At 65.1% G+C, this 21,861-nt stretch carries 21 protein-coding genes; 4 read left to right on the forward strand and 17 right to left on the reverse strand.

What is annotated here, in order from left to right; genetic code table 11:
* Positions 1 to 10 precede the first annotated feature (10 nt).
* The 9 genes from BMF89_RS02475 to BMF89_RS02515 all read right to left on the reverse strand — a co-directional run bounded on the left by BMF89_RS02475 (position 11) and on the right by BMF89_RS02515 (position 12,595).
* Entirely contained in the window at positions 11 to 1,114 is a 1,104-nt protein-coding gene (locus tag BMF89_RS02475) for an FUSC family protein (RefSeq protein ID WP_078105493.1), read from the reverse strand.
* A 40-nt stretch (positions 1,115 to 1,154) separates the two neighbouring features.
* Positions 1,155 to 2,216 carry a nucleoside hydrolase gene (locus tag BMF89_RS02480; RefSeq protein WP_078105494.1) on the reverse strand — a complete coding sequence of 354 codons (1,062 nt, stop codon included), beginning with the start codon at positions 2,214 to 2,216 and terminating at the stop codon, positions 1,155 to 1,157.
* Positions 2,217 to 2,226: 10 nt separating this feature from the next.
* On the reverse strand, positions 2,227 to 3,204 hold the full coding sequence (locus BMF89_RS02485; protein ID WP_078105495.1) for an aldo/keto reductase: 978 nt from the start codon (positions 3,202 to 3,204) through the stop codon (positions 2,227 to 2,229).
* Positions 3,205 to 3,243: 39 nt separating this feature from the next.
* Positions 3,244 to 3,459, reverse strand: coding sequence for a hypothetical protein (locus BMF89_RS02490; protein ID WP_028266791.1), 216 nt, complete (start codon positions 3,457 to 3,459; stop codon positions 3,244 to 3,246).
* Positions 3,460 to 3,489: 30 nt separating this feature from the next.
* Positions 3,490 to 4,050 carry a hypothetical protein gene (locus tag BMF89_RS02495; RefSeq protein WP_078105496.1) on the reverse strand — a complete coding sequence of 187 codons (561 nt, stop codon included), beginning with the start codon at positions 4,048 to 4,050 and terminating at the stop codon, positions 3,490 to 3,492.
* A gap of 94 nt (positions 4,051 to 4,144) precedes the next feature.
* Positions 4,145 to 6,118 carry a 1-deoxy-D-xylulose-5-phosphate synthase gene (gene dxs, locus BMF89_RS02500; RefSeq protein ID WP_078105497.1) on the reverse strand — a complete coding sequence of 658 codons (1,974 nt, stop codon included), beginning with the start codon at positions 6,116 to 6,118 and terminating at the stop codon, positions 4,145 to 4,147.
* 153 nt (positions 6,119 to 6,271) lie between these two features.
* Entirely contained in the window at positions 6,272 to 9,085 is a 2,814-nt protein-coding gene (locus tag BMF89_RS02505; protein WP_078105498.1) for an aconitate hydratase, read from the reverse strand.
* 139 nt (positions 9,086 to 9,224) lie between these two features.
* Positions 9,225 to 10,622: a TRAM domain-containing protein gene (locus BMF89_RS02510; protein ID WP_078105499.1), complete on the reverse strand. Its 1,398-nt coding sequence runs from the start codon at positions 10,620 to 10,622 to the stop codon at positions 9,225 to 9,227.
* Entirely contained in the window at positions 10,622 to 12,595 is a 1,974-nt protein-coding gene (locus BMF89_RS02515; protein WP_078105500.1) for an APC family permease, read from the reverse strand. The genes BMF89_RS02510 and BMF89_RS02515 overlap by 1 nt, the downstream gene beginning before the upstream one ends.
* Positions 12,596 to 12,705: 110 nt before the next feature.
* Between BMF89_RS02515 and BMF89_RS02520 the strand changes: the two genes are divergently transcribed.
* Both BMF89_RS02520 and BMF89_RS02525 read left to right on the forward strand, forming a co-directional pair.
* The gene (locus BMF89_RS02520; protein ID WP_078105501.1) at positions 12,706 to 13,380 is read left to right on the forward strand and encodes an NAD-binding protein; all 675 of its coding nucleotides are present in this window, start codon (positions 12,706 to 12,708) and stop codon (positions 13,378 to 13,380) included.
* Positions 13,377 to 14,108: an NAD-binding protein gene (locus BMF89_RS02525; RefSeq protein ID WP_078105502.1), complete on the forward strand. Its 732-nt coding sequence runs from the start codon at positions 13,377 to 13,379 to the stop codon at positions 14,106 to 14,108. Before BMF89_RS02520 ends, BMF89_RS02525 begins: the two co-directional genes overlap by 4 nt.
* On the opposite strand, the gene BMF89_RS02530 is transcribed toward BMF89_RS02525, so the two are convergent.
* The 4 genes from BMF89_RS02530 to dut form a co-directional block, all read right to left on the reverse strand.
* On the reverse strand, positions 14,078 to 14,869 hold the full coding sequence (locus tag BMF89_RS02530) for a DUF3159 domain-containing protein (protein WP_078105503.1): 792 nt from the start codon (positions 14,867 to 14,869) through the stop codon (positions 14,078 to 14,080). The two genes, BMF89_RS02525 and BMF89_RS02530, sit on opposite strands and share 31 nt — an antisense overlap.
* A complete protein-coding gene (locus BMF89_RS02535; protein WP_078105504.1) occupies positions 14,866 to 15,216 on the reverse strand; it encodes a hypothetical protein in 351 nt (116 codons plus the stop codon). Before BMF89_RS02535 ends, BMF89_RS02530 begins: the two co-directional genes overlap by 4 nt.
* The gene (locus tag BMF89_RS02540) at positions 15,209 to 15,958 is read right to left on the reverse strand and encodes a DUF3710 domain-containing protein (RefSeq protein ID WP_078105505.1); all 750 of its coding nucleotides are present in this window, start codon (positions 15,956 to 15,958) and stop codon (positions 15,209 to 15,211) included. The genes BMF89_RS02535 and BMF89_RS02540 overlap by 8 nt, the downstream gene beginning before the upstream one ends.
* 109 nt (positions 15,959 to 16,067) lie before the next feature.
* Entirely contained in the window at positions 16,068 to 16,580 is a 513-nt protein-coding gene (gene dut, locus BMF89_RS02545) for a dUTP diphosphatase (protein WP_253190670.1), read from the reverse strand.
* A 108-nt stretch (positions 16,581 to 16,688) separates the two neighbouring features.
* Between dut and BMF89_RS02550 the strand changes: the two genes are divergently transcribed.
* Positions 16,689 to 17,189: a DUF3093 domain-containing protein gene (locus tag BMF89_RS02550; protein ID WP_078105506.1), complete on the forward strand. Its 501-nt coding sequence runs from the start codon at positions 16,689 to 16,691 to the stop codon at positions 17,187 to 17,189.
* On the opposite strand, the gene BMF89_RS02555 is transcribed toward BMF89_RS02550, so the two are convergent.
* Positions 17,186 to 17,485, reverse strand: coding sequence for a DUF4193 domain-containing protein (locus tag BMF89_RS02555; RefSeq protein ID WP_078105507.1), 300 nt, complete (start codon positions 17,483 to 17,485; stop codon positions 17,186 to 17,188). The two genes, BMF89_RS02550 and BMF89_RS02555, sit on opposite strands and share 4 nt — an antisense overlap.
* 284 nt (positions 17,486 to 17,769) lie before the next feature.
* On the opposite strand from BMF89_RS02555, the gene sepH reads away from it, so the two are divergent.
* Positions 17,770 to 19,152 carry a septation protein SepH gene (gene sepH, locus BMF89_RS02560; RefSeq protein ID WP_078105508.1) on the forward strand — a complete coding sequence of 461 codons (1,383 nt, stop codon included), beginning with the start codon at positions 17,770 to 17,772 and terminating at the stop codon, positions 19,150 to 19,152.
* Between the two features lie 23 nt (positions 19,153 to 19,175).
* Here the strand turns inward: sepH and BMF89_RS02565 are convergent, their stop codons facing one another.
* The 3 genes from BMF89_RS02565 to BMF89_RS02575 are packed head-to-tail and all read right to left on the reverse strand — an operon-like array spanning position 19,176 to position 21,842.
* Positions 19,176 to 19,892 carry a thymidine kinase gene (locus tag BMF89_RS02565; protein ID WP_078105509.1) on the reverse strand — a complete coding sequence of 239 codons (717 nt, stop codon included), beginning with the start codon at positions 19,890 to 19,892 and terminating at the stop codon, positions 19,176 to 19,178.
* Positions 19,885 to 21,114, reverse strand: coding sequence for a nucleotide pyrophosphatase/phosphodiesterase family protein (locus BMF89_RS02570; RefSeq protein WP_078105510.1), 1,230 nt, complete (start codon positions 21,112 to 21,114; stop codon positions 19,885 to 19,887). The genes BMF89_RS02565 and BMF89_RS02570 overlap by 8 nt, the downstream gene beginning before the upstream one ends.
* Positions 21,114 to 21,842: a DUF5998 family protein gene (locus tag BMF89_RS02575; RefSeq protein ID WP_078105511.1), complete on the reverse strand. Its 729-nt coding sequence runs from the start codon at positions 21,840 to 21,842 to the stop codon at positions 21,114 to 21,116. Before BMF89_RS02575 ends, BMF89_RS02570 begins: the two co-directional genes overlap by 1 nt.
* Positions 21,843 to 21,861 lie beyond the last annotated feature (19 nt).

Raw genomic sequence — 21,861 nt, forward strand, 5'->3', positions numbered from 1 at the left:
GTGACGTCGGCTATGCCGCCTGCCGCGTACCGCGCCAGGCGGCATAGCCGATGACCAGCGAAATGAGGCAACCAATGGTCGTGTCGACAAGACGCTCGCCGAGGAGTGAAGGGGACAGCTGGTGCCCCAGGCCGCTGAGCACCGCGACAAGCGGGGTCATGACCAACGCATAGGCCGTGTAGTTGGCGGCCTTGAGGTATTGCCGGGCCGCCCCGACGACGCAGATGATGCCGACCGTTGCCCAGATCGGAAGGGCACCGAGGAGCAGTCCGCCCACGAGGACACCCAGCGCCGTACCCAGGCCTCGCTGGACAGTGCGCGCAAGACCGGCCCGGTGGTCGCGTTGCACCACGAGCACGACCGTCAGCAGGATCCACTGGGAGTGCGGGCCTCTCACGAGAATGGCCACCACCTGGGCGGCGATCATGCAACTCGCCAAACGCAGCGTGTATTGCCAACCGGACAGGGTTGCCATCCGGCGTCGCCATGCCTCGAGGTCCTTGTGCCAGGAACGCCGTGCCGGGGCCACCTCCGCGGCGGTTTTACCCAGGAGGTGGTATTCGACGCCGAACACCAGCAGCGTCAACAAGCTTCCCCCGAGCGCTCCGGCAGCGAAGAACCACAGCAGGGTTTCGATCGGGACCGCACTTGAGGCGAGGGAGGCACCAATGATCATGAAGACGATGGCCTGGGTGCTCGCCTTGGCTGCACTCGGCCGAAGACCGCCAAAGATGGTAGCGATGGCAGCGAGCGTGACAATGAGGATGCCGCCCCACGGCTGAAAGACGGTGCTGAGCATGCCGGCCGCCGCCCCGTAGGCACCGGCCAGCGAGGTATTGAGCAGCTCCAGGGATCTGTATTTCAGGCCGCCCACGTGGCCGCTTCCGGAGACGAGCAACGCGCCGAGCGCAGCAACCATTCCCGCCCCGATGTCGCCAAGGACGAGCCCGAGGACGATCGGGACCCCGAGGGAGAGTCCCGCGGTCACGACGTGGACCACGTTGAGCTCTACCCGTTTCCAGCGCGTCGCGTCGACAATCACGTCGCGTCCTGCGCTGGAAGCGCGTTTGAGGTGGTGACGCCAGCGCGGTGGCGCCGCCAACGGATCCATCATGCTCCACCTCGTTTCAGGGACGCTCCCATCCGGTCGTCTCTCACAGCCTCCGGGCAAGGCCGCCCAATGAGCTCACGAGTTCGGCGAAGGCTTCGCTTGGGTGGTTTTCCGAGACGATGCGCGCGTTGGGCGGCTCGCCCCACAGTCCGCGGAAGTCCGCCACAGTGGTTCCGAAGAGCCTGGGGGCTGCTGTCTCGACGTGCACTGTCGCCGTGCGAGTGCTGTACCTGGCGGTTCCGGCGGCGACTGATGCCGCGAAGTAGTCGTGGATGTGCGCCACGTAGCCTTGGCCGTAGTGGCGGTGGAATTCGAAGTAGAAGCGCAGCATATCGCTGACGTGCCGCACGAGTTCGTTGGACGCGGTGCTGCGCCGCCCCTCCGGCTGCTCCGGAAGGACAAGTTCCGGCTCCGTGCAGCCTGCCTCGGAAGCCAAGGCGGCTACGTGTTCGGGCGTCAGTTCGATCCGTTCCGTGGTCTCCAGGGCGCACACCACCGGCAGCCGCTCCTCGGGAATCCCGGAGTAGGCCTCGAACACCTCCGCGGCTGCGTGCGGATCAACGTGGGTGTTCCACTCGGCGGTGGGCGTCGTGTTGCCCTGGTAGTAGTAGCTGCCACCCATGATCACGACGCCGCGCAGCAGGTCGGGCAGCCGCGGCTCGGCCCGCAGGGCGAGGGCGAAGTTGGTGAGGGGCGCCGTCAGCAGTGCGGTCAGCTCCCCCGGCCGTGACCGGGCCGCTTCGATCCAGAGTTCGACGGCGTCGACGTCGTTTACTTTTCCGCGCGGTTCCGGCAACTCGGCGTAGCCGACGCCTTGGGGCCCGTGGGTTTCCGGCGTGGTGGTCAGCGGGATCCGCAGCGGCGCCCGGGCGCCAATGGCAACGGGCACGTCGGGGCGGCCGCACAGCTCGAGCAGGGACAGGTTGTTGAGTGCCACTTGCTCCGCCCCGACGTTGCCCGGGGTGCTGCTCACGGCAACGAGCTCCACCTGCGGCTGGCTGCACAGATAGGCCAGGGCGAGGGCGTCGTCGATTCCCGTGTCGCAGTCCACCAGCAAGCTCACGGGCTCGCGTTGGCCTCCAGCTGTCGCCTGCTCCCCGCTCATGGAACGCTCCTTAGAAGAGTGCAACCTTGGGGGTACGCGGGAAGATGTCATCCAGTTCGGCGCGTTCTTCGGCAGTGGGTACCCAGCGCACCGCCTTCGCGTTTTCGGCGATTTGCGCCGGGCGGGTGGCTCCTGCAATAACGCTGCTGACCGCGGGTTGGGCGGCCAGCCAAGAGAAGGCCAGCTGCAGTTCGTTCAGGTCCCGCTCCTTGGCGAACTGGCTGAACCTGCCCAGCTGGACCCAATCGGCGTCGTCGACCATGTTGGTCCGCGTGTGGCTGAGGCGGGATCCTTCCGGGGCGTTGCCCGGGGCGTACTTGCCCGTCAGGAGGCCGTTCGCCAAGGGGAAATACGGCAGGACGCCGAGTCCGAAGGCCTGGGCGGCCGGCAGCACTTCGAGTTCCGCGCGGCGGTCCAGCAGGTTGTAGTGGTTCTGCGTCGAAATGAACCGCGTACCGCCCTGCATCCGGGCGACGTACTCGGCTTCCGCGATCTGCCAGCCCGCACGGTTGGAGTGGCCGATGTACCGGACCTTGCCGCTTGTCACGAGGTCGTCGAGGGCTGCGAGGGTCTCGTCAACCGGGGTGAGGAGGTCCGGGGTGTGGTACTGGTAGAGATCAATCCAGTCGGTGCCGAGGCGGCGCAGCGACGCCTCCGCGGCCTGGACGATGTAGCGGCGCGATCCCCGCGCGCCGAAATCGTTGCCGTTGGCGCCATGCATGTCCATGCCGAATTTCGTGGCCACGATCGCGTCGTCCCGGCGACCCTTCAGGGCGGCGCCCAGCATGGTCTCGCTGAGGCCGGGCTCCCGGCCATAGACGTCTGCAACATCGAAAAGGGTCACACCGGCGTCCAAGGCGGCATGCACTACCGCGTTGGTACCTTCCTGCGATTCCGTGGCGGTATTGGCCCGGCCGAGATTGTTGCACCCCAAACCGACTACTGAGACGGTTAATCCGGAATTTCCAAGACGGCGATATTCAGTCATGGTTTCACCCTACAACGCCCGCGGGGGCCGGTCCGCCGCTCAGGATCCGAAGGCGATTCCTGCCTCTTCCATCGCGTCGTGCAACTGGGCCATGACCTTGGGGCCCATGCCGTGCAGGGCCGCCACCCGCCCCTCACCGAACTCGGCGAGTTGTTCAAGGGTTTCCAGACCCTCGTGGGCGAGTGCCCTCCGCGCCGGAGCGGACAAGCCCTTGGGCAGCGGAGTGTGTCCGGGCCAGTTGCTCTTGGGCGCCATGTTTGTCCCTTCGAAGCGGTGAAGTAGTCCTTAGAGGGTAAAGCCCGCACCGGTTTTCGGCGAGTGTTTTACTTTGAATGCGGTGGGTTCGGCATGGGGTGCTGCCGCGATGCTCAGCTTCGTGAAGTCCAGGTCTTCTCCCCGGATGCACACCTTGATGGCGTTGACGGCTTTGTTGACGTCCGGGCACAGGCAGAAAATGTTCAGCTTCGAGTCGCTGATATCGGAACGGTCCACGGTACCCAGGCCCCGCCAGGCCAGTTCGCTCGTCAACGCGGCCTTGGCCTTGCGTTCGAGGTAGCGGTCGCGGTCGGTGCCGTCCTTCGTCTTCAGCGCAATCTGCGCGACCACCCAGAACTGCTCGGTCTCGGGAATCTCCGCATAGCCGTCTTCTTCGCATTGCGCGGCAAAAGCGGTCATGAGTCCTTCGACGGCGGATTCGTCCTCGACGTCCGTTTCGTCAGTGCTGCTCTGGTGTCCTACGACCCCGTGGTTGATGACGAACTGCTTGAATTCGTCGTCGTACCAAGCCTCCCGGAAATGCAGGACCGCTTCGTCGTCGCGCTTATACGTGCGGATGATGCCGCTCATGCTTGTCCTTTACTAGACCACTCCGGGCAGGTGCCGTGTGGACCTGCCCCGCCGAAGGGGTGCTTGATTGTTGAATACCGCCCGGAACAGCCACTTACAGCGTGGGGAGGCTGCCCGTCGTGGGATGTTCTTGTCCCGGCAGGGGCCGCGCGAAAGGCACCTTTGTCCCCAGAACCTGCGCGACGACGTCGTGCGTTATCTGTTGGGCGGTGAGCCCCACCCGCTCGAGAACCTGGCTCCTGGTTCCATGGTCGAGGAACTCGACCGGAAGCCCCACTTCGTTGAGGGCCGTGTCCACGCCAGCGGCGCGCATCTCCTGCCGGATCCTGGATCCGACGCCGCCCGCGCGGACGCCGTCCTCGATGCAGATCACCAAACGGTGCCGGGCCGCGAGGGCAATGATGGACTTGCGAACGGGCAGGACCCACCGCGGATCCACCACGGTGGAACTGATGCCTTGGGATCCGAGCCGGGACGCGACGTCGAGGGCAAGTTCGGACATCGCGCCGACGCTGACAATCAGGACGTCGTTCTCCGTGGAGCCTTCGGGGCGGCGCGCCAGCACGTCGACGCCGTCGGAAAGCCGTTCGATCGCCTCGATCTCGCTTCCCACGCTGCCCTTGGAGAAACGCACCACGCTGGGTGCGTCGGCGATGGCTACCGCTTCGCGGAGTTCTTCCCGCAGGCGGCTGGCATCCCTGGGAGCCGCGAGATGCAGCCCTGGAACGATCTGGACCATCGCCATGTCCCACATGCCGTGGTGGCTGGCCCCGTCCGGGCCTGTCACGCCGGCGCGGTCCAACACGACCGTCACCCCCGCTTTGTGCAGGGCGACGTCCATGAGGAGCTGGTCGAAGGCACGGTTCAGGAAGGTCGCATAAACGGCGACGACGGGGTGCAGTCCGCCAAAGGCCATGCCCGCGGCCGACGTGAGGGCGTGCTGTTCGGCGATGCCGACGTCGATCACCCTTTCCGGGTGGCGTTCCGCGAACTTGTGCAGTCCGACGGGAATCAGCATGGCCCCGGTGATGCCGACGATGTCTGCGCGCTCGTCGGCAATGTCCGCGATTTCCTCGGCGAACACCGATGTCCACGAGCGTGCGCCGCCGGCTTCTGTGGGTTCGCCGGTTTCGGGATCGATGATCCCGACGGCGTGGAACTGGTCCGCCTCATTGGCGAGGGCAGGTGCGTAACCGTGCCCCTTTTCGGTCATCGCATGGACGATCACCGGGCCACCGTAATTCCGGGCAGTCGTGAGCGCGTGTTCAAGGGCCCGCATGTTGTGGCCGTCAACCGGGCCGATGTACTTCATGCCGAGGTCTTCGAACATGCCTTGCGGAGCCCACCAATCCTTGATGCCCTTCTTCATGGCATGCAGGCTCTTATAAGTGAACTGGCCGATCGGTCCGCCGCTCTGAAGTTTCTTCTTCCACCAGTCCAGCACCACTTCGTAGGTGGGGGCTGCCCGGAGGGAGTCGATCGTGGGGCGTAGTGAAGCGAGGTAGTCTGCCACACCGCCGACGGTCGGCGCATAGGAGCGCCCGTTGTCGTTGACGACGATCACCACGCGGCGTCGCTTGTCCGCAGCAATGTTGTTGATCGCCTCCCACGCCATGCCGCCCGTCAGGGCGCCGTCACCGACGACGGCGACAACGCAGCGATCACCCTCGCCGGTCAACTGGCGGGCGCGGGAGATACCGTCTGCCCAGGACAAGGAAGAGGACGCGTGCGAGCTTTCCACGATGTCGTGCTCGGACTCGGCACGATCGGGGTATCCGGACATGCCGCCCTGCTGCCGGAGGGTGCTGAAATCCTGCCTGCCGGTCAGCAATTTGTGGACGTAGGACTGGTGGCCGGTGTCGAAAACGATGCTGTCGCGCGGGGAATCGAAGACTTTGTGGATGGCCATGGTGAGTTCCACCACGCCGAGGTTCGGTCCGAGGTGACCACCTGTTTGGGCGACGTTGGTGATGAGGAAAGTCCTGATCTCGCCTGCAAGCTGCTCCAACTGCTGGCTGGTGAGCTTACTCAGGTCCTGCGGGTTCCGGATTGTCTCCAAAAGTCCCAACGGCCCCTCCTTAGGGTGATTGACGTGCTATACAACTCTAACGCCTTGGCCGGAGCCAAGGCCGCAGCAAAGGCTACAGCCCCGGCCGGTCGATGACCAGCCGGGGCTGTAGCTGTTGCCTTTCAACGCTGGCGGGGCCCGCGCTGGATTCGGCTAGTGTGCCGAGATTTGGCGCAGGACGTACTGCAGGATGCCGCCGTTGCGGTAGTAGTCCGCTTCGCCCGGGGTGTCGATGCGCAGCACTGCGTCGAAGGACTTGGTGCTGCCGTCCTCGGCCGTTGCCGTGACCTTGAGCGTCCTCGGCGTCGTGCCGTTGTTCAGCTCGGTGACGCCCTCGACGGCGAACGTTTCCGTGCCGACCAGGCCGAGCGACGCAGCCGATTCGCCGGCCGGGTACTGCAGCGGGAGGACGCCCATGCCGATGAGGTTGGAGCGGTGGATACGCTCGTAGCTCTCGGCGATGACAGCCTTCACGCCCAACAGCGCGGTTCCCTTGGCAGCCCAGTCACGGGAAGAGCCGGAGCCGTACTCCTTGCCGGCCAGGACCACCAGCGGGGTGCCGGCTGCCTGGTAGTTCTGGGCAGCGTCGTAAACGTAGGCCTGCGGGCCGTCGGCCTGGGTGAAGTCGCGGGTGAAGCCACCCTCGACGCCGTCGAGCAGCTGGTTCTTGATGCGGATGTTCGCGAAGGTACCGCGGATCATGACCTCGTGGTTGCCACGGCGTGAACCGTAGGAGTTGAAGTCCTTGCGCTCCACGCCGTTGGCCAGAAGGTACTGGCCTGCCGGGGTGTCCGACTTGAAGGAACCTGCCGGGGAGATGTGGTCCGTGGTGACGGAGTCGCCGAGCTTCAGCAGCACACGGGCTCCGGCGATGTCCGTTACCGGTTCCGGCTGCGCCTTCATGCCTTCGAAGTACGGGGGCTTCCGCACGTACGTGGACTTGGCGTCCCAGGCGAAGGTGTCGCCTGCCGGGGTGTCGAGTGCCTTCCAGCGGTCGTCGCCGTCAAAGACGCCTTCGTAGCCGCGGGCGAACATTTCCTTGTCGATCGAGGAATCGATGACCTTCTGGACCTCGACGGGGTTCGGCCAGATGTCCTTCAAGAAGACATCGTTGCCGTCCTGGTCCTGGCCCAGTGGATCGGCGTCGAAGTCGAAGTCCATGGTTCCGGCCAGGGCGTAGGCGATGACCAACGGCGGGGACGCCAGGTAGTTCATCTTGACGTCCGGGTTGATGCGGCCTTCGAAGTTGCGGTTGCCGGAGAGGACAGCGGTGACGGAAAGGTCGTTGGCCTGGATGGCCTCGGAGATCTCTGCGTCGAGCGGACCGGAGTTGCCGATGCAGGTCGCGCAGCCGTAGCCCACGATGTAGAAGCCGAGCTTCTCCAGGTAGGGAGTCAGGCCGGACTTCTCGTAGTAGTCGGTGACGACCTTGGAGCCGGGAGCGACCGACGTCTTGACCCACGGCTTGGACGCGAGGCCCTTGTCAACGGCGTTGCGGGCAAGCAGCGCGGCGGCCAGCATCACCGAGGGGTTGGACGTGTTGGTGCAGGACGTGATCGAAGCGATCGAAACGGCACCGTGGTCCAGTTCGAATTCGCGGCCGTCAGCTGTTGTGACGCTCACCTTGTTCGACGGACGACCGTTGGACTTCGGACCGTGCGAGTGCGGAGCTACGTCGGCCAGGTGCGTCGCAGTGGCGGTGAACGACGGCGAATCGGAGGCCGGGAAGCTCTCGTCGATCGCTTCGTCCAGGCTTCCGTCGGCCAGGTCTTCCTTCACGTAGTTGCGCAGGTCCTCGCGGAACTGGGCCTTGGACTCGGTGAGGATGATGCGGTCCTGGGGACGCTTCGGACCCGAGATCGAGGGAACAACCGTGGACAGGTCGAGCTCGAGGTACTCGGAGAACTTGATCTCGTGCGACGGATCGTGCCAGAGGCCCTGTTCCTTCGCGTAGGCCTCGACCAAGGCAACGTTCTGCTCGGAGCGGCCGGTGAGGCGCAAGTACTCGAGCGTGACGTCGTCGATCGGGAACATCGCTGCCGTGGAACCGAATTCCGGGCTCATGTTGCCGATGGTGGCGCGGTTGGCCAGCGGCACGGCCGCGACGCCTTCGCCGTAGAACTCCACGAACTTGCCGACCACACCGTGGTTGCGCAGCTGCTCGGTGATGGTCAGGACGACGTCGGTGGCGGTGGCGCCGGCGGGGATGGAGCCCGTGAGCTTGAAGCCGACAACGCGCGGGATCAGCATGGAGACGGGCTGGCCGAGCATGGCAGCTTCGGCTTCGATGCCGCCTACGCCCCAGCCCAGCACGCCCAGGCCGTTGACCATGGTGGTGTGCGAGTCGGTGCCGACGCAGGTGTCGGGGTAGGCGCGGAGGACGCCGTCGACTTCGCGGGTCATGACGGTGCGTGCCAGGTATTCGATGTTGACCTGGTGGACGATGCCGGTTCCCGGGGGAACAACCTTGAAGTCGTCGAAAGCAGTCTGGCCCCAGCGCAGGAACTGGTAACGCTCGCCGTTGCGCTGGTATTCGATCTCCATGTTGCGCTCGAGGGCGCCGGAGTTGCCGAAGGCGTCGATCTGCACGGAGTGGTCGATGACCATCTCGGCCGGAGCCAGCGGGTTGACGCGCTTGGGGTCGCCGCCGAGGTCCTTGATGGCTTCACGCATCGTGGCAAGGTCAACGACACAGGGAACCCCGGTGAAGTCCTGCATGATGACTCGGGCCGGGGTGAACTGGATCTCGGTGTCTGGCTGGGCATTCGGATCCCAGCCGGCCAGGGCGCGGACGTGGTCGGCCGTGATATTGGCGCCATCTTCCGTCCGCAGGAGGTTTTCAAGCAATACTTTAAGGCTGAACGGAAGGCTGTCTGCGCCCTCAACGGAGTTCAACCGGAAAATTTCATAATCGGTGCCGGCTACATTCAGTACGCCTTTGGAACCGAAGCTGTCCACAGTGCTCATGGCAGGACTCCTCTCGCAACAGCTTTCATCTTTGTCGCGTGGTTGACCGCTAGCTAGTTAGGCAAACCTAAGCTAAGCAACTGCCGGCCGGTGGAGAAGTGAAGCGCGACGTAGGACTTCTCCACCATCGTAGTGGTGGCTATGCCGCGGGCACCAGCAATGCAACGGTCTCCAGATGATGTGTGTGCGGATACAGATCAAAGGCGCGGAGGGATTCGAGGCGCCATCCGCCGTTCCGGAAGTACCCCAGATCACGCGCGAAGGAGGCCGGATCACACGACACATAGGCGATGGCGCGCGGCCCTGACTCGATGAGCTGGCTGACCACACCCTTGCCGGCACCGGCGCGCGGCGGGTCGATCACCAAGGCGTCGAAGCTCCGGCGGCGCTGCCGGAGGACACGTTCCACCCGGCCCTGGACGATTTCCACCTGGGTCTCTCCATGCAGATTCTTGCGGGCGTCCCGGCTGGTCCCGGGCGATCCCTCGACGGAGAGCACCGAACCGGTGATCCCCACGGCATCGGCCAAGGGTGCCGTAAACAAACCGGCTCCGGCGTAAAGATCGGCGACGGCCGATCCCGGAAGGAGGTACCCGCCGTCGTGCAGGAATCCCGTCACCGCTCCCACCAGGGTGGCGGGCGCATCCTTGTGGATCTGCCAGAACCCTTCTCCCGTGACGCGGTATTCGTGACCGGCAGCCGATTCCTGGACCCACGTCCTGCCGCGCAACTGCAGGACGTCGCCGCCCACGGGGTCGAAGCTGGCCACGGACACGTCATGCGGGATCTGGCCCAGGATCCGGTTGAGGCGTCGGGCATCGGTGCCTTCTTCCGGGGCGAGCAGCACGAGCGGACGCGATCCGTTCGCAGGCGCCGCCACTTCCACCCGCGAGATCCCCCGCAGGTCGATGTCCCAAAGCCGCAACTCGTTGATGCCCGGCAGTGCCAGGGGCATCTCGTGGACCGGAATCACGACGTCGGAGCGGTGGGCATGCATCCCCAGCCGGCCGCCCGGGGTCACAGCGAAGCTGGCCCGGGTCCGCCAGCCGAGTCCGGTTCCGCCGTCGGTCCCGGTAACGCCGCCGGAGCCCGGGTCACCGGCGGCTGCGGGCTCCACGTCGACAGTGAGTTCGACGCCGGCGAGCCGCTTCAGCTGCTCGGCGAGGACTTCGGACTTGAGGAGGCGCTGCCGTTCCAGTGTTACGTGCCCGAGTTCCGCGCCGCCCACGGGCGGACCGCCTTTGCCCCATGCGGCAAGTGAGTCGGCGAGCGGCCAGAAATGGCGGATCCGGTCGTCCGACGCTTCCAGGACCTCGACGACGTCGGCACGCCAGAAGCGGGACGACTCCCCCGCGTCGGTCAGCCGGACCCGGACCTTCTCGCCCGGGATGCCGTGCCGGACAAAGATGACGCGGCCTTCGTGCCGCGCGACGAAGTGGCCGCCGTGGGCGACCGGGCCGACGTCCACCACCAGCTCCGTGGCAGCTCCGTCCTGGGCCGTGGGCGAGCTGGATTCGGTGTTGCTGGGGTGGGTCATCAGGTATCCTGCAATGCCTTTGCTTCTTCGGAGGACTTCAATTGCCATGGGACGCTGGCCACCATGACGCCGGGTTCAAAGTGGAGCCGGGCCTTGATGCGCAAGGCGGTCTGGTTGTGGACGAGCTGTTCCCACCACTTGCCGACGACATACTCCGGGATGTAGACGACAATCAGGTCCCGCGGAGAATCGCGGCGCATGTTCTTGACGTAGTCCAGGATGGGGGTGACGGTCTCGCGGTACGGGCTCGCCAAAACGGTCAACGGGACAGGGATGTCCAGCTTGTCCCACGCCTCGACGGTGTGCGCGGTTTCCTCGTGGTCGATGTCGACGATGATGGCGTCCAGCCGGGACGGCCTCGACGCCCTCGCGTAGGCGAGGGCACGCAGCACCGGTTTGCGGACATGGGACACCAGGAGCACGGCATGGACCCGGGTGGGCAACGCGCGGGGCGACGAGTCCTCGTCAACGGCCAGTTCCTTGGCAACATTGTCGTAGTGGGCGCGGATGCTCCACATGATGAGGAACAGCACGAACATCGCCAGGAGCGCGATCCAGGCTCCCTGCTCGAACTTGGTGATCAGCACGATGGTCAGCACCAGAGCCGTCATGGCGAAGCCGAGCCCGTTGATGGTGCGGGACTTCACGATCCTGCGGCGGACGGCTTTGTCCTGCGCAAGCTTGAGTTCCCTGCCCCAGTGCCGGACCATGCCCAGCTGGCTCATCGTGAAGGAAATGAAGACGCCGACGATGTACAGCTGGATCAGCTTGGTGACATCGGCGTTGAAGGAAATGATCAGGACCAAGGCTCCGGCTGCAAGCGCCAGGACGCCGTTGCTGAAAGCCAGGCGGTCTCCGCGGGTCCGAAGCTGGCGCGGAAGGTAGCCGTCCTGGGCGAGGATGGACCCCAGCACCGGGAATCCGTTGAATGCGGTGTTGGAGGCGAAGACGAGGATGACGCCGGTGGCGGCGACCACAATGTAGAACGGGAGGGACCCGGCACCGAAAATGGTCTGCGCAATCTGGCTGATGGCAGGGTTCTGGATGTAGTCGCCCGGCAGCGGTTGCCCATTCAGCAGGAATTCCTTGGCCGGATCCAGCACGATGTGGACCTTGGTGGCGTTGGCGAGGTAGATGATGCCTGCGAGCATCGCCGAGGCGATGACTCCAAGCAGCAACAGCGTGGCGGCCGCGTTCTTGCTCTTGGGCTTCTTGAAGTTCGGCACACCGTTGCTGATGGCCTCCACGCCGGTCAGCGCTGCGGCGCCGGAGGAGAAGGCCCTCAGGAGCAGGAACGCCCCCGCCAGGCCAACGAGCCCCTGGTCGAATCCCTCTTGCGGGACGATCGTGAAGGCCGCCGACGGGGCCTGGCCGAGTTGGCCTGTGGCCGCCTGGAAAATACCGACCGCCGTCATGCCCAGGATGGAGAACATGAAGATGTAGGTGGGAACCGCGAAGACACTGCCGGCTTCCTTGATGCCGCGCAGGTTCACGAGTGCCAGCACCACGACGCCGACAGTGGCGATGAGCGCCTGCTGCCCGTGCATCGAGGGGATCGCCGTGGTCAGGTACGCCGCTGCGGAGGACATCGACACGGCGACCGTGAGGACGTAGTCCACCAACAATGCGGCGGCGACGGTCAGTCCGGCGAACTTCCCCAGGTTGACGTTGGCGATTTCGTAGTCTCCGCCACCGGAGGGGTAGGCATGGACGTTCTGCCGGTAAGAGGCAACGACCGTGAGCAAGACCACCATGACTGCGAGGCCCACCAGCGGCGAAATGGCCACGGCGCTCACGCCCGCGAGGGCCAGCGTCAGCAGGATTTCGTCGGGGGCGTACGCCACGGAGGACAGGGCGTCCGAAGCGAAAATCGGCAGCGCGATGCGCTTGGGAAGCAGTGTGTGGGCCAGGCGGTCGTTCCGGAACGGCCGCCCCACCAACACCCGCTTCGCGGCGTTGAGAATTGTCAGCACTCCGCAAAGCTACTCTGAATCGAACGCGATGTCATGACGGCGGACTGGCTTCCGCGACTTGCCCCGGTAGAGTCTTACCGAGCGGCATGCATAAGAGTGAAGGAGAAACCGTGGCTCACTTTGTGATCATGGGTTGCGGACGAGTTGGCGCAACGTTGGCGCACACCTTGGAAGACGCCGGCCATTCGGTGGCAATCATCGACCAGGACGATCGTGCCTTCCGCCGTTTGCGCAGCGGATTCACCGGCAGGAAGGTCACGGGGGTCGGCTTCGACCGGGACACCCTCAAGCAGGCAGGCTGCGAGGAGGCGTACGCTTTCGCCGCCGTCTCCAGCGGTGACAATTCCAACATCCTGGCCACCCGCGTAGCCCGCGAAACATTCCATGTTTCGCATGTTGTTGCCCGCATCTACGATCCAGGCCGCGCCGAAATCTATCAGCGCCTCGGCATCCCCACGGTTGCCGCCGTGCGCTGGAGCGCGGACCAGGTCCTGCGCCGGATCCTGCCCGAACAACATTTGGCCGGGGACTACCGCGAGCCATCGGGCCGGCTGGTTTTGTCCGAAGTGGACCTCGACGAAGGCTGGATCGGGCACCCATTGACTGCCATCGAAGCAGCGTCCGGAATCCGCATCGCCTTCCTTACCCGCTTTGGCGAGGGTGTCCTGCCCCAGGCCGGAACGGCGTACCAGGAGGGCGACACCGTGCACGCCATGTTGAATCTGGACCGCAGCGCCGAGGTAGCGCGCATCCTTTCCAGCGCACCCGCCAAGGAGTCTGAGTGAAAGTCGTTATTGTCGGCGCAGGCAGCGTCGGTTCGTCGATCGCGCGCGAATTGCTCGCCCACAAACACGAGATCATGCTGATCGACCTCAAGCCCGAGGTCATCGGACGCAGCGGACTCCGCGGGGCCCGCTGGTTGGTGGGCGACGCGTGCGAACTGAGCACGCTGCAGGAAGCGAAGCTGGAAGGGGCCGACGTCGTCGTGTCCGCGACCGGCGACGACAAAGTCAACCTTGTGGTGTCCTTGCTGGCCAAGACCGAATTCGGTGTGGGCCGCACGGTGGGCCGGGTCAACAATCCCAAGAACGACTGGATGTTCAACGATTCCTGGGGCGTCGACGTCGCCGTCAACACCCCGCAGCTCATGACGGCACTCGTTGAGGAGGCCGTGGAAATCGGCGACCTCGTCCGCTTGCTGACCTTGCAGACCGGAGTGTCCTCGCTCGTGGAATTCACGGTTCCCCACGACTCGCACATCATCGGCAGCACCGTGGGCGGCATCGAATGGCCCGAAGACGCCACCTTGGTGGCGATCCTCCGGGATCATGCCCCCATCACACCCAGCCGCGACGACGTGATCGACGGCGGCGACGAACTGTTCTTCGTCACGACCATTGCGGCCGAGGACGGCTTGAGGGCTTTGCTCTCCCCGTCCGCCGCGGACCACGGTTCAGCCGACGTCGAGGAAGAGTTCTCGGATCAGTCCGACGACGACGGTTTCGACGGCTGAGCATCGCGGTTCGGCTTCTGGCCCGGCACCGGCCGGGTCAGGAGCCAGGCAATCCACAGGCCCAGGATGTACAGCGGGGCACCCATGATCAGCCGCATCGTGGCGAGTGCAGCAAGGCCGGGATCACCCATGAAATACAGGGGCACCTGGACCACAAGCCGTAGCGCCAGCACGGCAATGACCACCCACGTACCGATGGAATAGGCCCGCAGGCGTTCCGGGTTCTTCCGCCATTCGAAGCCTTCGTTGCGGACGAAACCGAACAGCAGGCCGGCGATCGGCCACTTGACCAGGATCGACAGCACCATTCCCACGATGTAGGCGATATTCGTGTAGAAACCCAGGACGTAGAAATCCTCTGCCTTGCCAGTGGTGTTCGCGAGCCAAGCGGAGATCGCGACGCCGGCGATCCCGGCAAGCGCCTGGGTCAACGGGCGCCGTTGGACCAGCCGGACCACGGTGAAGACTGCTGCCGCCGCGAGGGAGGCAATCAGGGAGGCAGGAAGGTCTCGGGTGACCATGAAGGCGATCAGGAAGACGAGGCCCGGCACGATGCTCTCGGCGATCCCCTGCACGCCCCCGGCCGATTTCAGGATGTCCACGTGCCCGTGGCTGTTGCGTTGCAGCCCGGCTTTTTCGGCGTAGCCGGCGGCGATGTCCGCAATGCTCGGCCCCTGGGCGCCCTGCCGGGACTCCCCTGCCGGGCCGGTCTTTTCCTGTGCTGGCTTTTCCTGGGGATCGGATCCGTTGGCGACGGTCATTGGTGCTCCTGCCGGGAGAGGATTTCATAGCGCGGATTGAACATCGTGGGCATCCCGTCCCGCGGAGTGACCATGCCTTCGAGCCGCAGGACAGTCCCGGGCTCGATGCCGGGCACCTTCCGGCGCCCGAGCCAGATGACGCGCAAACGGGTCAACGGGCCCGTGTCGCCCCTGTGCGCAATCCGGTCGACGACGATCGCCGAGAAGTGACTTTGCTCGTTGGCGGGCTGGTAGGTCACCGACTCGATGAAACCCGTGCAGTCGACCCGGCCCCGTGCGGGGATTTCAGTGAGGGGCACTGCCGGGGTGCCCTGAGCGGCAGCGGCGCGGACCGCTTTGTCAGCCAATCTGGGTGATCTCCGGGCCGCGTTCTGGCCGCTGAAGCTCCGGCGTTTCGTCAGGCACACCATGCTGCCCGGAGGCCACGGCATCCTTGGGCAGCTTCAGCTGAAGCAGCTCGCGGGGCGGCATGGGGTTGTCTCCGCGAATGACCACAACCTTGCGGAAGAGGTTCTCGAGTCCTTCGGCCGCGTCCCTGTCCAGGGCCGCGTGGCCGCCGATGACGCCACGAAGGAACCAACGGGGTCCGTCCACGCCCATGAATCGGGCCGCCCGGAAGCCTCGTCCGCCATCGGCGGATTCGGTGGGAAGTTTGGCGACGAGCTCAGTGCCGAACGTGCCGGCAATCTCCTCGACTTCGCCTCCCTGGCTGGCCACCGACTGGCCGATTTGTTCGCGGATCTCGTCCCACAGCCCTTCGGAGCGGGGAGCGGCGAACGCCTGGAGCTGGAGGCTCGATCCATCGAGGTCCATGGTGACCGCGACGACCCGCTGGGTTGCCTCCTCCACCTCGAGGCGCAATTGAAGACCCTCGGAAGGTTCGATCAGCAGGGCGCCAAGATCCACGTAGCCATCCTGGCTATCAATTTCACTGGCATCCAATGGCCCCTTGGACAGACGGAAGTCGCCCTTGGCGGCCCCACTGGCTTCCGTGCCGGCCTCCTGCCGCGACGTCGCGGCATCGGCCTGCTCAGTACCGTTGTCTTTCGGCTGCTCAGCCTTGGACTTCTTTCCGCGCCCAAAAAGCATCGGGTTGTCTCCTTAGTAGTGGTCTACCCCCAGTAAACCGCAGACTGCCCGTCAACTCGCGGGCAGCATGGCAATCAGCTCCGAACGGCGCTGATTGTCGAGGTTGTTGCTAGCTCACGGCCGGCGCGAAGCCTCCGGTGGATCCAAAGCCGCCGGTGCCGCGCGAGGTGTCGGACAACTCCTCCACGGAAACGAACTGCGCATACTCGACGCGCTGGATCACCATTTGAGCAATTCTATCGCCGCGCTTGAGTTCGATTGCCTGGTTTTTGTCCGTATTCAAAAGCGTCACGGAAATTTCACCTCGGTAGCCGGCATCAACCGTCCCGGGAGCATTCACTACGGTGAGCCCGTGCTTGGTTGCCAGCCCTGACCTGGGGTGGATGAGGGCGACATAGCCGTTCGGAAGTGCGATGGAGACGCCTGTTGCTACGAGCTTCCGCTCTCCCGGAGCGAGCGACACGTCCGCGCGGGCGCGCAAGTCCGCGCCTGCGTCACCGGGGTGCGCGTAGGACGGCGCTTCCAAACCGGCGTCGAGCATTTTCAGTTGGACCTGAAGGGTCGGCGCACCGTATTCGGCGGAGGTGTCTGCTGGGTTGGCTACTGCTGTCTCGTGGCTCACAGTCACACATTCTATCGTCCGCGGGATACTGCCACGATTGCGGTCGGAGGGCAGCGCACGGCAAAGGCGCGTTATTTCCCGAGGGCACAGTCCCGATAAGCTGGTGGCATGCCTGAATCGACTGCTTCCGTACCCGTGCCGCACCATTCCTCAAGCGAATCGGGCGTCCTGTATACGGAAAAGCTCCGGCCCTCCCCTTGGATTTGGATTGTCGTGGTGGGCTTCTCCGCCGCCGGCATCCTCATGTTCGCGCCGATCAGCATCACCGCGGGCATTATCGCCGCGCTGGTTCTCTTCGCCATCACCACCGTCTTGCTGGTGACGTCCACTCCCTCGATCGTGGTGGACCAGGACACCGTCCAAGTGGGCCGGGCCAGCATCCAGCGCGAGTTTGTCGGCGCCGTCACCGCGTTCCGCAAGGACGAAGCCACCGCGGAGCGGGGCGTCCGGCTCCATGGACTGGCGTTCCTGTGCCTCCGCGGCTGGATTGATCCCGTGGTGCGCATTGAAATCACCGACCCCGCGGACCGCACTCCGTATTGGCTGACCTCCACTCGCCACCCCGACGAACTGGTGGCAGCATTGTCGAAGCAGGGCTCCCGAAGCTAGCTTTCGCATTCCTTGCAGTACAGGTGCCCGTCCTTCTCCCGCGCAATCTGGGAGCGGTGCTTGACCAGGAAGCAGTTGAAGCACGTAAATTCGTCCGCCTGCGGCGGGAGCACACGGACCAGCAGCTCTTCGCCGGACAAGTCCGCCCCGGGGAGCTCGTAGGCATCAGCCAGATCAGTCTCATCGATGTCAACAGCCGATGACGACTGCTTCTCCGTGCGGTGCGACTTGAGTTCCTCGATCGAGTCCTCGGTGTCTTCTTCCGTCTTCCGAGGGGCGTCGTAGTCCGTTGCCATGGTCCCTTCTTCGTTCTCCCTTGTGCTTCACGCAGGGCTCGCGGTCCTGTCGGCCGGAACCTGCTCCGGTCTAAGGATGTAACGCGGCAGGCTGCATTTTTGTGCCCGATACCGGGCAGATTGTCCTCCCGGCAGACCAGGATGTCCATACCCCCTGGCGGCCGCCTGAACGGGAGAATGCCGGAAAATCGCGGAATATCGCGGCGCGCCCTTTGTCCTAGTAGGAAAAGGCCCTACCGGGTGGCAGAGTTTCGAATGTCAGATAGGCCATGGTGGAGGATTTTATGCGGGATCTACGGCTGGTTGGCGTCCACGACGACGGCGGACATCTTCTGTTGAGCGGTACCGGCGGCGAGATGTTCCAGCTTCCGATTGATGAGGCGTTGCGGGTTGCAGCGAGCCGGACACCTGCCCAGGTGGCCGCACGTGCCTCCATCACGCCCGTCGCCATGTCCCCGCGTGATATTCAGTCACGCATCCGCAGCGGTGCTACGGCCGCGGAGGTGGCGGAGCTTTCAGGGCTCCCGCTCGCCAATGTGCAGCGGTACGAAGGTCCTGTCCTTGCCGAGCGCGAATACATCGCCCAACAAGCCCGCAAAGTCGAAGTCGCAGCCCCTGCCCCCGGCCAGGAAACCTACCGCGCGGCGTTCGGCGACGAACCTGCAAGCCTCGGCGAAATGGTTGCCCACCGGCTCACTGCCCACGGGATCGACTCTTCGGCGGTGGAATGGGACTCCTGGCGCCGGACCGACGGCACGTGGACCGTCGTCGCGCGCTTCGAAACCAAGCCGGGCAGCCTGGAGAGCATCGGCGAAGAGCCGCCCGCGATGTGGACGTTCCATCCCGCCCGCAAATCCATCCAGAACGCCAACCGCTGGGCCCAGCAGCTCAGCGAACTGGAACCCCTCGATGGACCAGTACCGGCGCGACGGCTCGCGGCCGTTTCGGACCGGCCCTTCGACTTTGAGGCCGACGCCGGAACCGCCGCCCGTGCGGCCGCCGCGGCTGCCACCAAGGAAGCCGACGGGCTCCTGGACATGCTGCGCTCCCGTCGCGGACAGCGGCTGGGACTGGACGAAGACAGCGACGACGCTTTGGCGCTGCTGCTCAGCAGTGGCGTTCCCGCAGCGCATCCGCGGCCCGGCGACGTCGAAGACGGATCCGCTGACAGCGAATCAACTGACACGGAATCAGACGACACGGACGAGCAGGCAAAAGCCGAACCCGCTCCCAGCCGCCGTGACGCTCGCGCATCCATGCTCTCGCGGCTTAGCCTGGCCCCGAAGCATGACGACAACGAAAACGACTCCCTCCATCTTCACGATGGGGTCAGCACGAACACCAGGGAAATCACAGTGGTACCGGGTCCGCTGCGCCCCGTGACCCTGTTGCGCGGCAGGAACGACGACGACGCCCGGGCCGGCAATGATGCCCGGACCGGCCGCGACGACTCCCAAACCCAGGAAGCGGCCGCACCGCGGGCGGGTCTGGACGAACTGCTCGGCGGAGCTCCCCGACGGGAACGCGAAGAGCCGAAGCCCACCCCCTCCGGCCAGAAGGATGAAGAGCCTTCAGATGCCGCAGTGGCCGAGCGCCAACCGTCACGGCCCAAGCGCTCCAGCATTCCGAGCTGGGATGACATCCTCTTCGGAACCCGCGGAGACTAGGAAGCTCTCACTTCGCGGCAGCTTCAGCTGGCGCCGCGCCAAAGGCAGGCGTCGACGTCGAAAGGCAGCAACTGATCCCGGCTCGCCATGAGGTTGGCCCCGTGTGCCGTGACCCGGCGCATGTAGTGCCTGCGGCATAGGGTCTCGTATCCGACCACCGGGTGTGACCCTTCGGCTTGCGCCGGGGCAGCCTCGGCCCGGCCGGCCTCCATGGCAACGTCGCCTACCACGACCTGCTCGCCTTCGACCACCATGATGCCGTCCACGGTCCGCGCGTTGTGGGTTGCCCGGCGGCCGCACCAGCAAAGCGCCTCGACCTGCAGTACCTGGACCCTGTCGGCGAGCTCCACGAAACGCTGGGATCCGGGGAAAAGACGGGTGCGGAAGTCGGACGTGATTCCGAAAGCGAACACGTCTACGCCTATCTCATCGACGACGCGCGCGAGTTGTTCCACTTGCTCCGGTGAGTAGAACTGGGCTTCGTCGCAGATGAGGTAGTCCACCGTGAGGCCTGTGGTCCGGCGTCGGACCACCTCGTCCCAGAAATCCGTCGTGTCGATGACTTCCACCGCGTCGGTCTGGAGTCCGAGCCTGCTGGAGATGACGGAACCGCCGGCACGGTCGTTGCAGCTGAAGCGGACCCCGCCCCGGCCACGGGCACGGTGGTTGTAGTCCATCTGCAAAGCAAGGGTGGACTTGCCGCAGTCCATGGTTCCGGAGAAGAAAATGAGCTCAGCCACGGCGGCCCTTGGGACCTCCGGCTCGGAAGCATAGCAGCGGAACTTCGCGTTCCGCCTTGGTCAGCGAACCGTGCTGCCCCACCACTTCCAAGGCAGTTGGACGGACACGGCGGACGTCGTAGAGCGCCAAGGCATCCTTGGCGGCGATCATGACATCCCCGATCCGGCGGGAAACTTCCGGCCGATGGACCCCGAAGAGTCCTGCTTCAAGGGCCTGCCCGCGGGTGAAGGCCCAGATCCGATCGCCGAAGCGGGCGCGCCAGGCATCCAACACGGCTTCCCGCTGGAGCTCCCCGGCGTCGGGTTCGAAGTACAGGTGAACCATGCGTGGCTCGCCTGCAGTGTGCCGGACCCCGGCAATCAGGGCGGGATCGGCCGAGTAGTCGATGCGCTGCGACTCCGGGACGTCCACCATCCCGTGATCGCCGGTGAGCAGGATGGTAGTCCCCGCGGGCAATGCGGCAGAGAGCCTCTTGACCGTTGCATCCAATTCCTCGAGCTGGTGCTCCCAGCGATCGGAGTGGCAGCCGTAGCGGTGCCCGGCTTTGTCCAGTTCGTTGACGTAGAAGTACATGAGCGAACGGGTTCCAGCCGCCATCTCCTCCCCCGCCGCTGCCGTCCGGGCATGGGGCGAGCTGCCGCCCACGAACCGGCTTCCCCGGAGCGCCGCGCGGGTCATCGGTGACGCGCCGAATTGCGGCAGGCTCACGGTGACGACGTCGGCGTCGGCCGCCACGCGTTCGAAAATTGTGGGGAACGGCTGCCAGCGCAGGGGGTCGACACCGGCGTCCCAGTTGCCGAGCAGGTTGACTACCTTGTCCTGGTCGGGATCCAGGACGTCATAGCCCACCATGCCGTGTTCGCCCGGCGTACGGCCGGTTCCAAGGCTCGCCAAGGACGATGCCGTGGTGGAAGGAAAAGCCGCGTCAAGCCACGCAGGGACGGCTCCCTGTCCCGCGTTCGCTATTGACCTCAGAAACGGAGTGTGGGCGGCCTTCTGCTTCAGGAGGTTGCGCCCCAGTCCGTCTGCGAGGACTACGCACACGCGTTGCGACGAAGGCAATTGCAGCTTGTTTTCGAAGCCGGGCAGCCCCATGCTCGCTGCGGCGCTGGTGAAGACCTCGGCGATCGATTTGTTGCCGTACAGCGGCGCAGCGGGAAGCTCAGTGACGGCGCTGGAAACGGAGACGGTGTCCTGGGCGATGGGTTCCGACGTCGCCATCAGCGCTGGTGCCCGCGGCTGAGCCTGTTGCCGAAGACGCCCGAGCGGAGCCGCGGAGCGGACATCATACCGGGGTGGACCGATGGCCCGGGAGCGCCTGTGTTCACAGCCCGCAGGGCCCGGGCAAAGACCTTCGCGTCCTGGACAGCCCTGGGTCCGTCGGCCTCGGAGCTGATCCGCAGCACGATGTCCTCCTGGGAGATGGTGCCCGTGTATCCATGGTCGGCTTCGCACTGGGGATCGCCGCAGCTGGCGGGGCCCACGTCCAGGCGTTGGCCACCAGACCAGGCAATGGACAGGGTGAGCTCCCTGACGGGGTCGCTTGGAGTGTAGTTCTGGGGCTGCGCATACATGTAGCTGAGGACCACAGAGCGGATTTGTGCCACGGGCACGGACTCCGTGGAAATCTGGGCGACGATCTGCTCTCCGGCTTCGTCGAGCTGCTGGTCGTCGACGTGGGTGATCACCAGCATGTCTTCGGTGAGGACCAGGACCGTGATGTGCCGCCGGACCTCGGCCCGGTCGAAATGCGTTTCCAAATGCACCAGGTGCGCGAGGCAGTCACGCCCGTCCAAGGCATCGGCCACAACATCGGCAACAAGGACAGGGTAGAAACCTGCCCGTTGAAGTGCCTGGTCCAGGCTCTGCCCCTGCGAGCTGTGGTTGTGTGCTGCATGGTGCCCGGTGGTAGCCGGACCGGACGGAGGCGTCGGGGACTTCGAGCTCATTCCCCCATTTTCACAGATC

The organism is Arthrobacter sp. SRS-W-1-2016 (assembly GCF_002009585.1).
GTDB lineage: Bacteria > Actinomycetota > Actinomycetes > Actinomycetales > Micrococcaceae > Arthrobacter > Arthrobacter bambusae_A.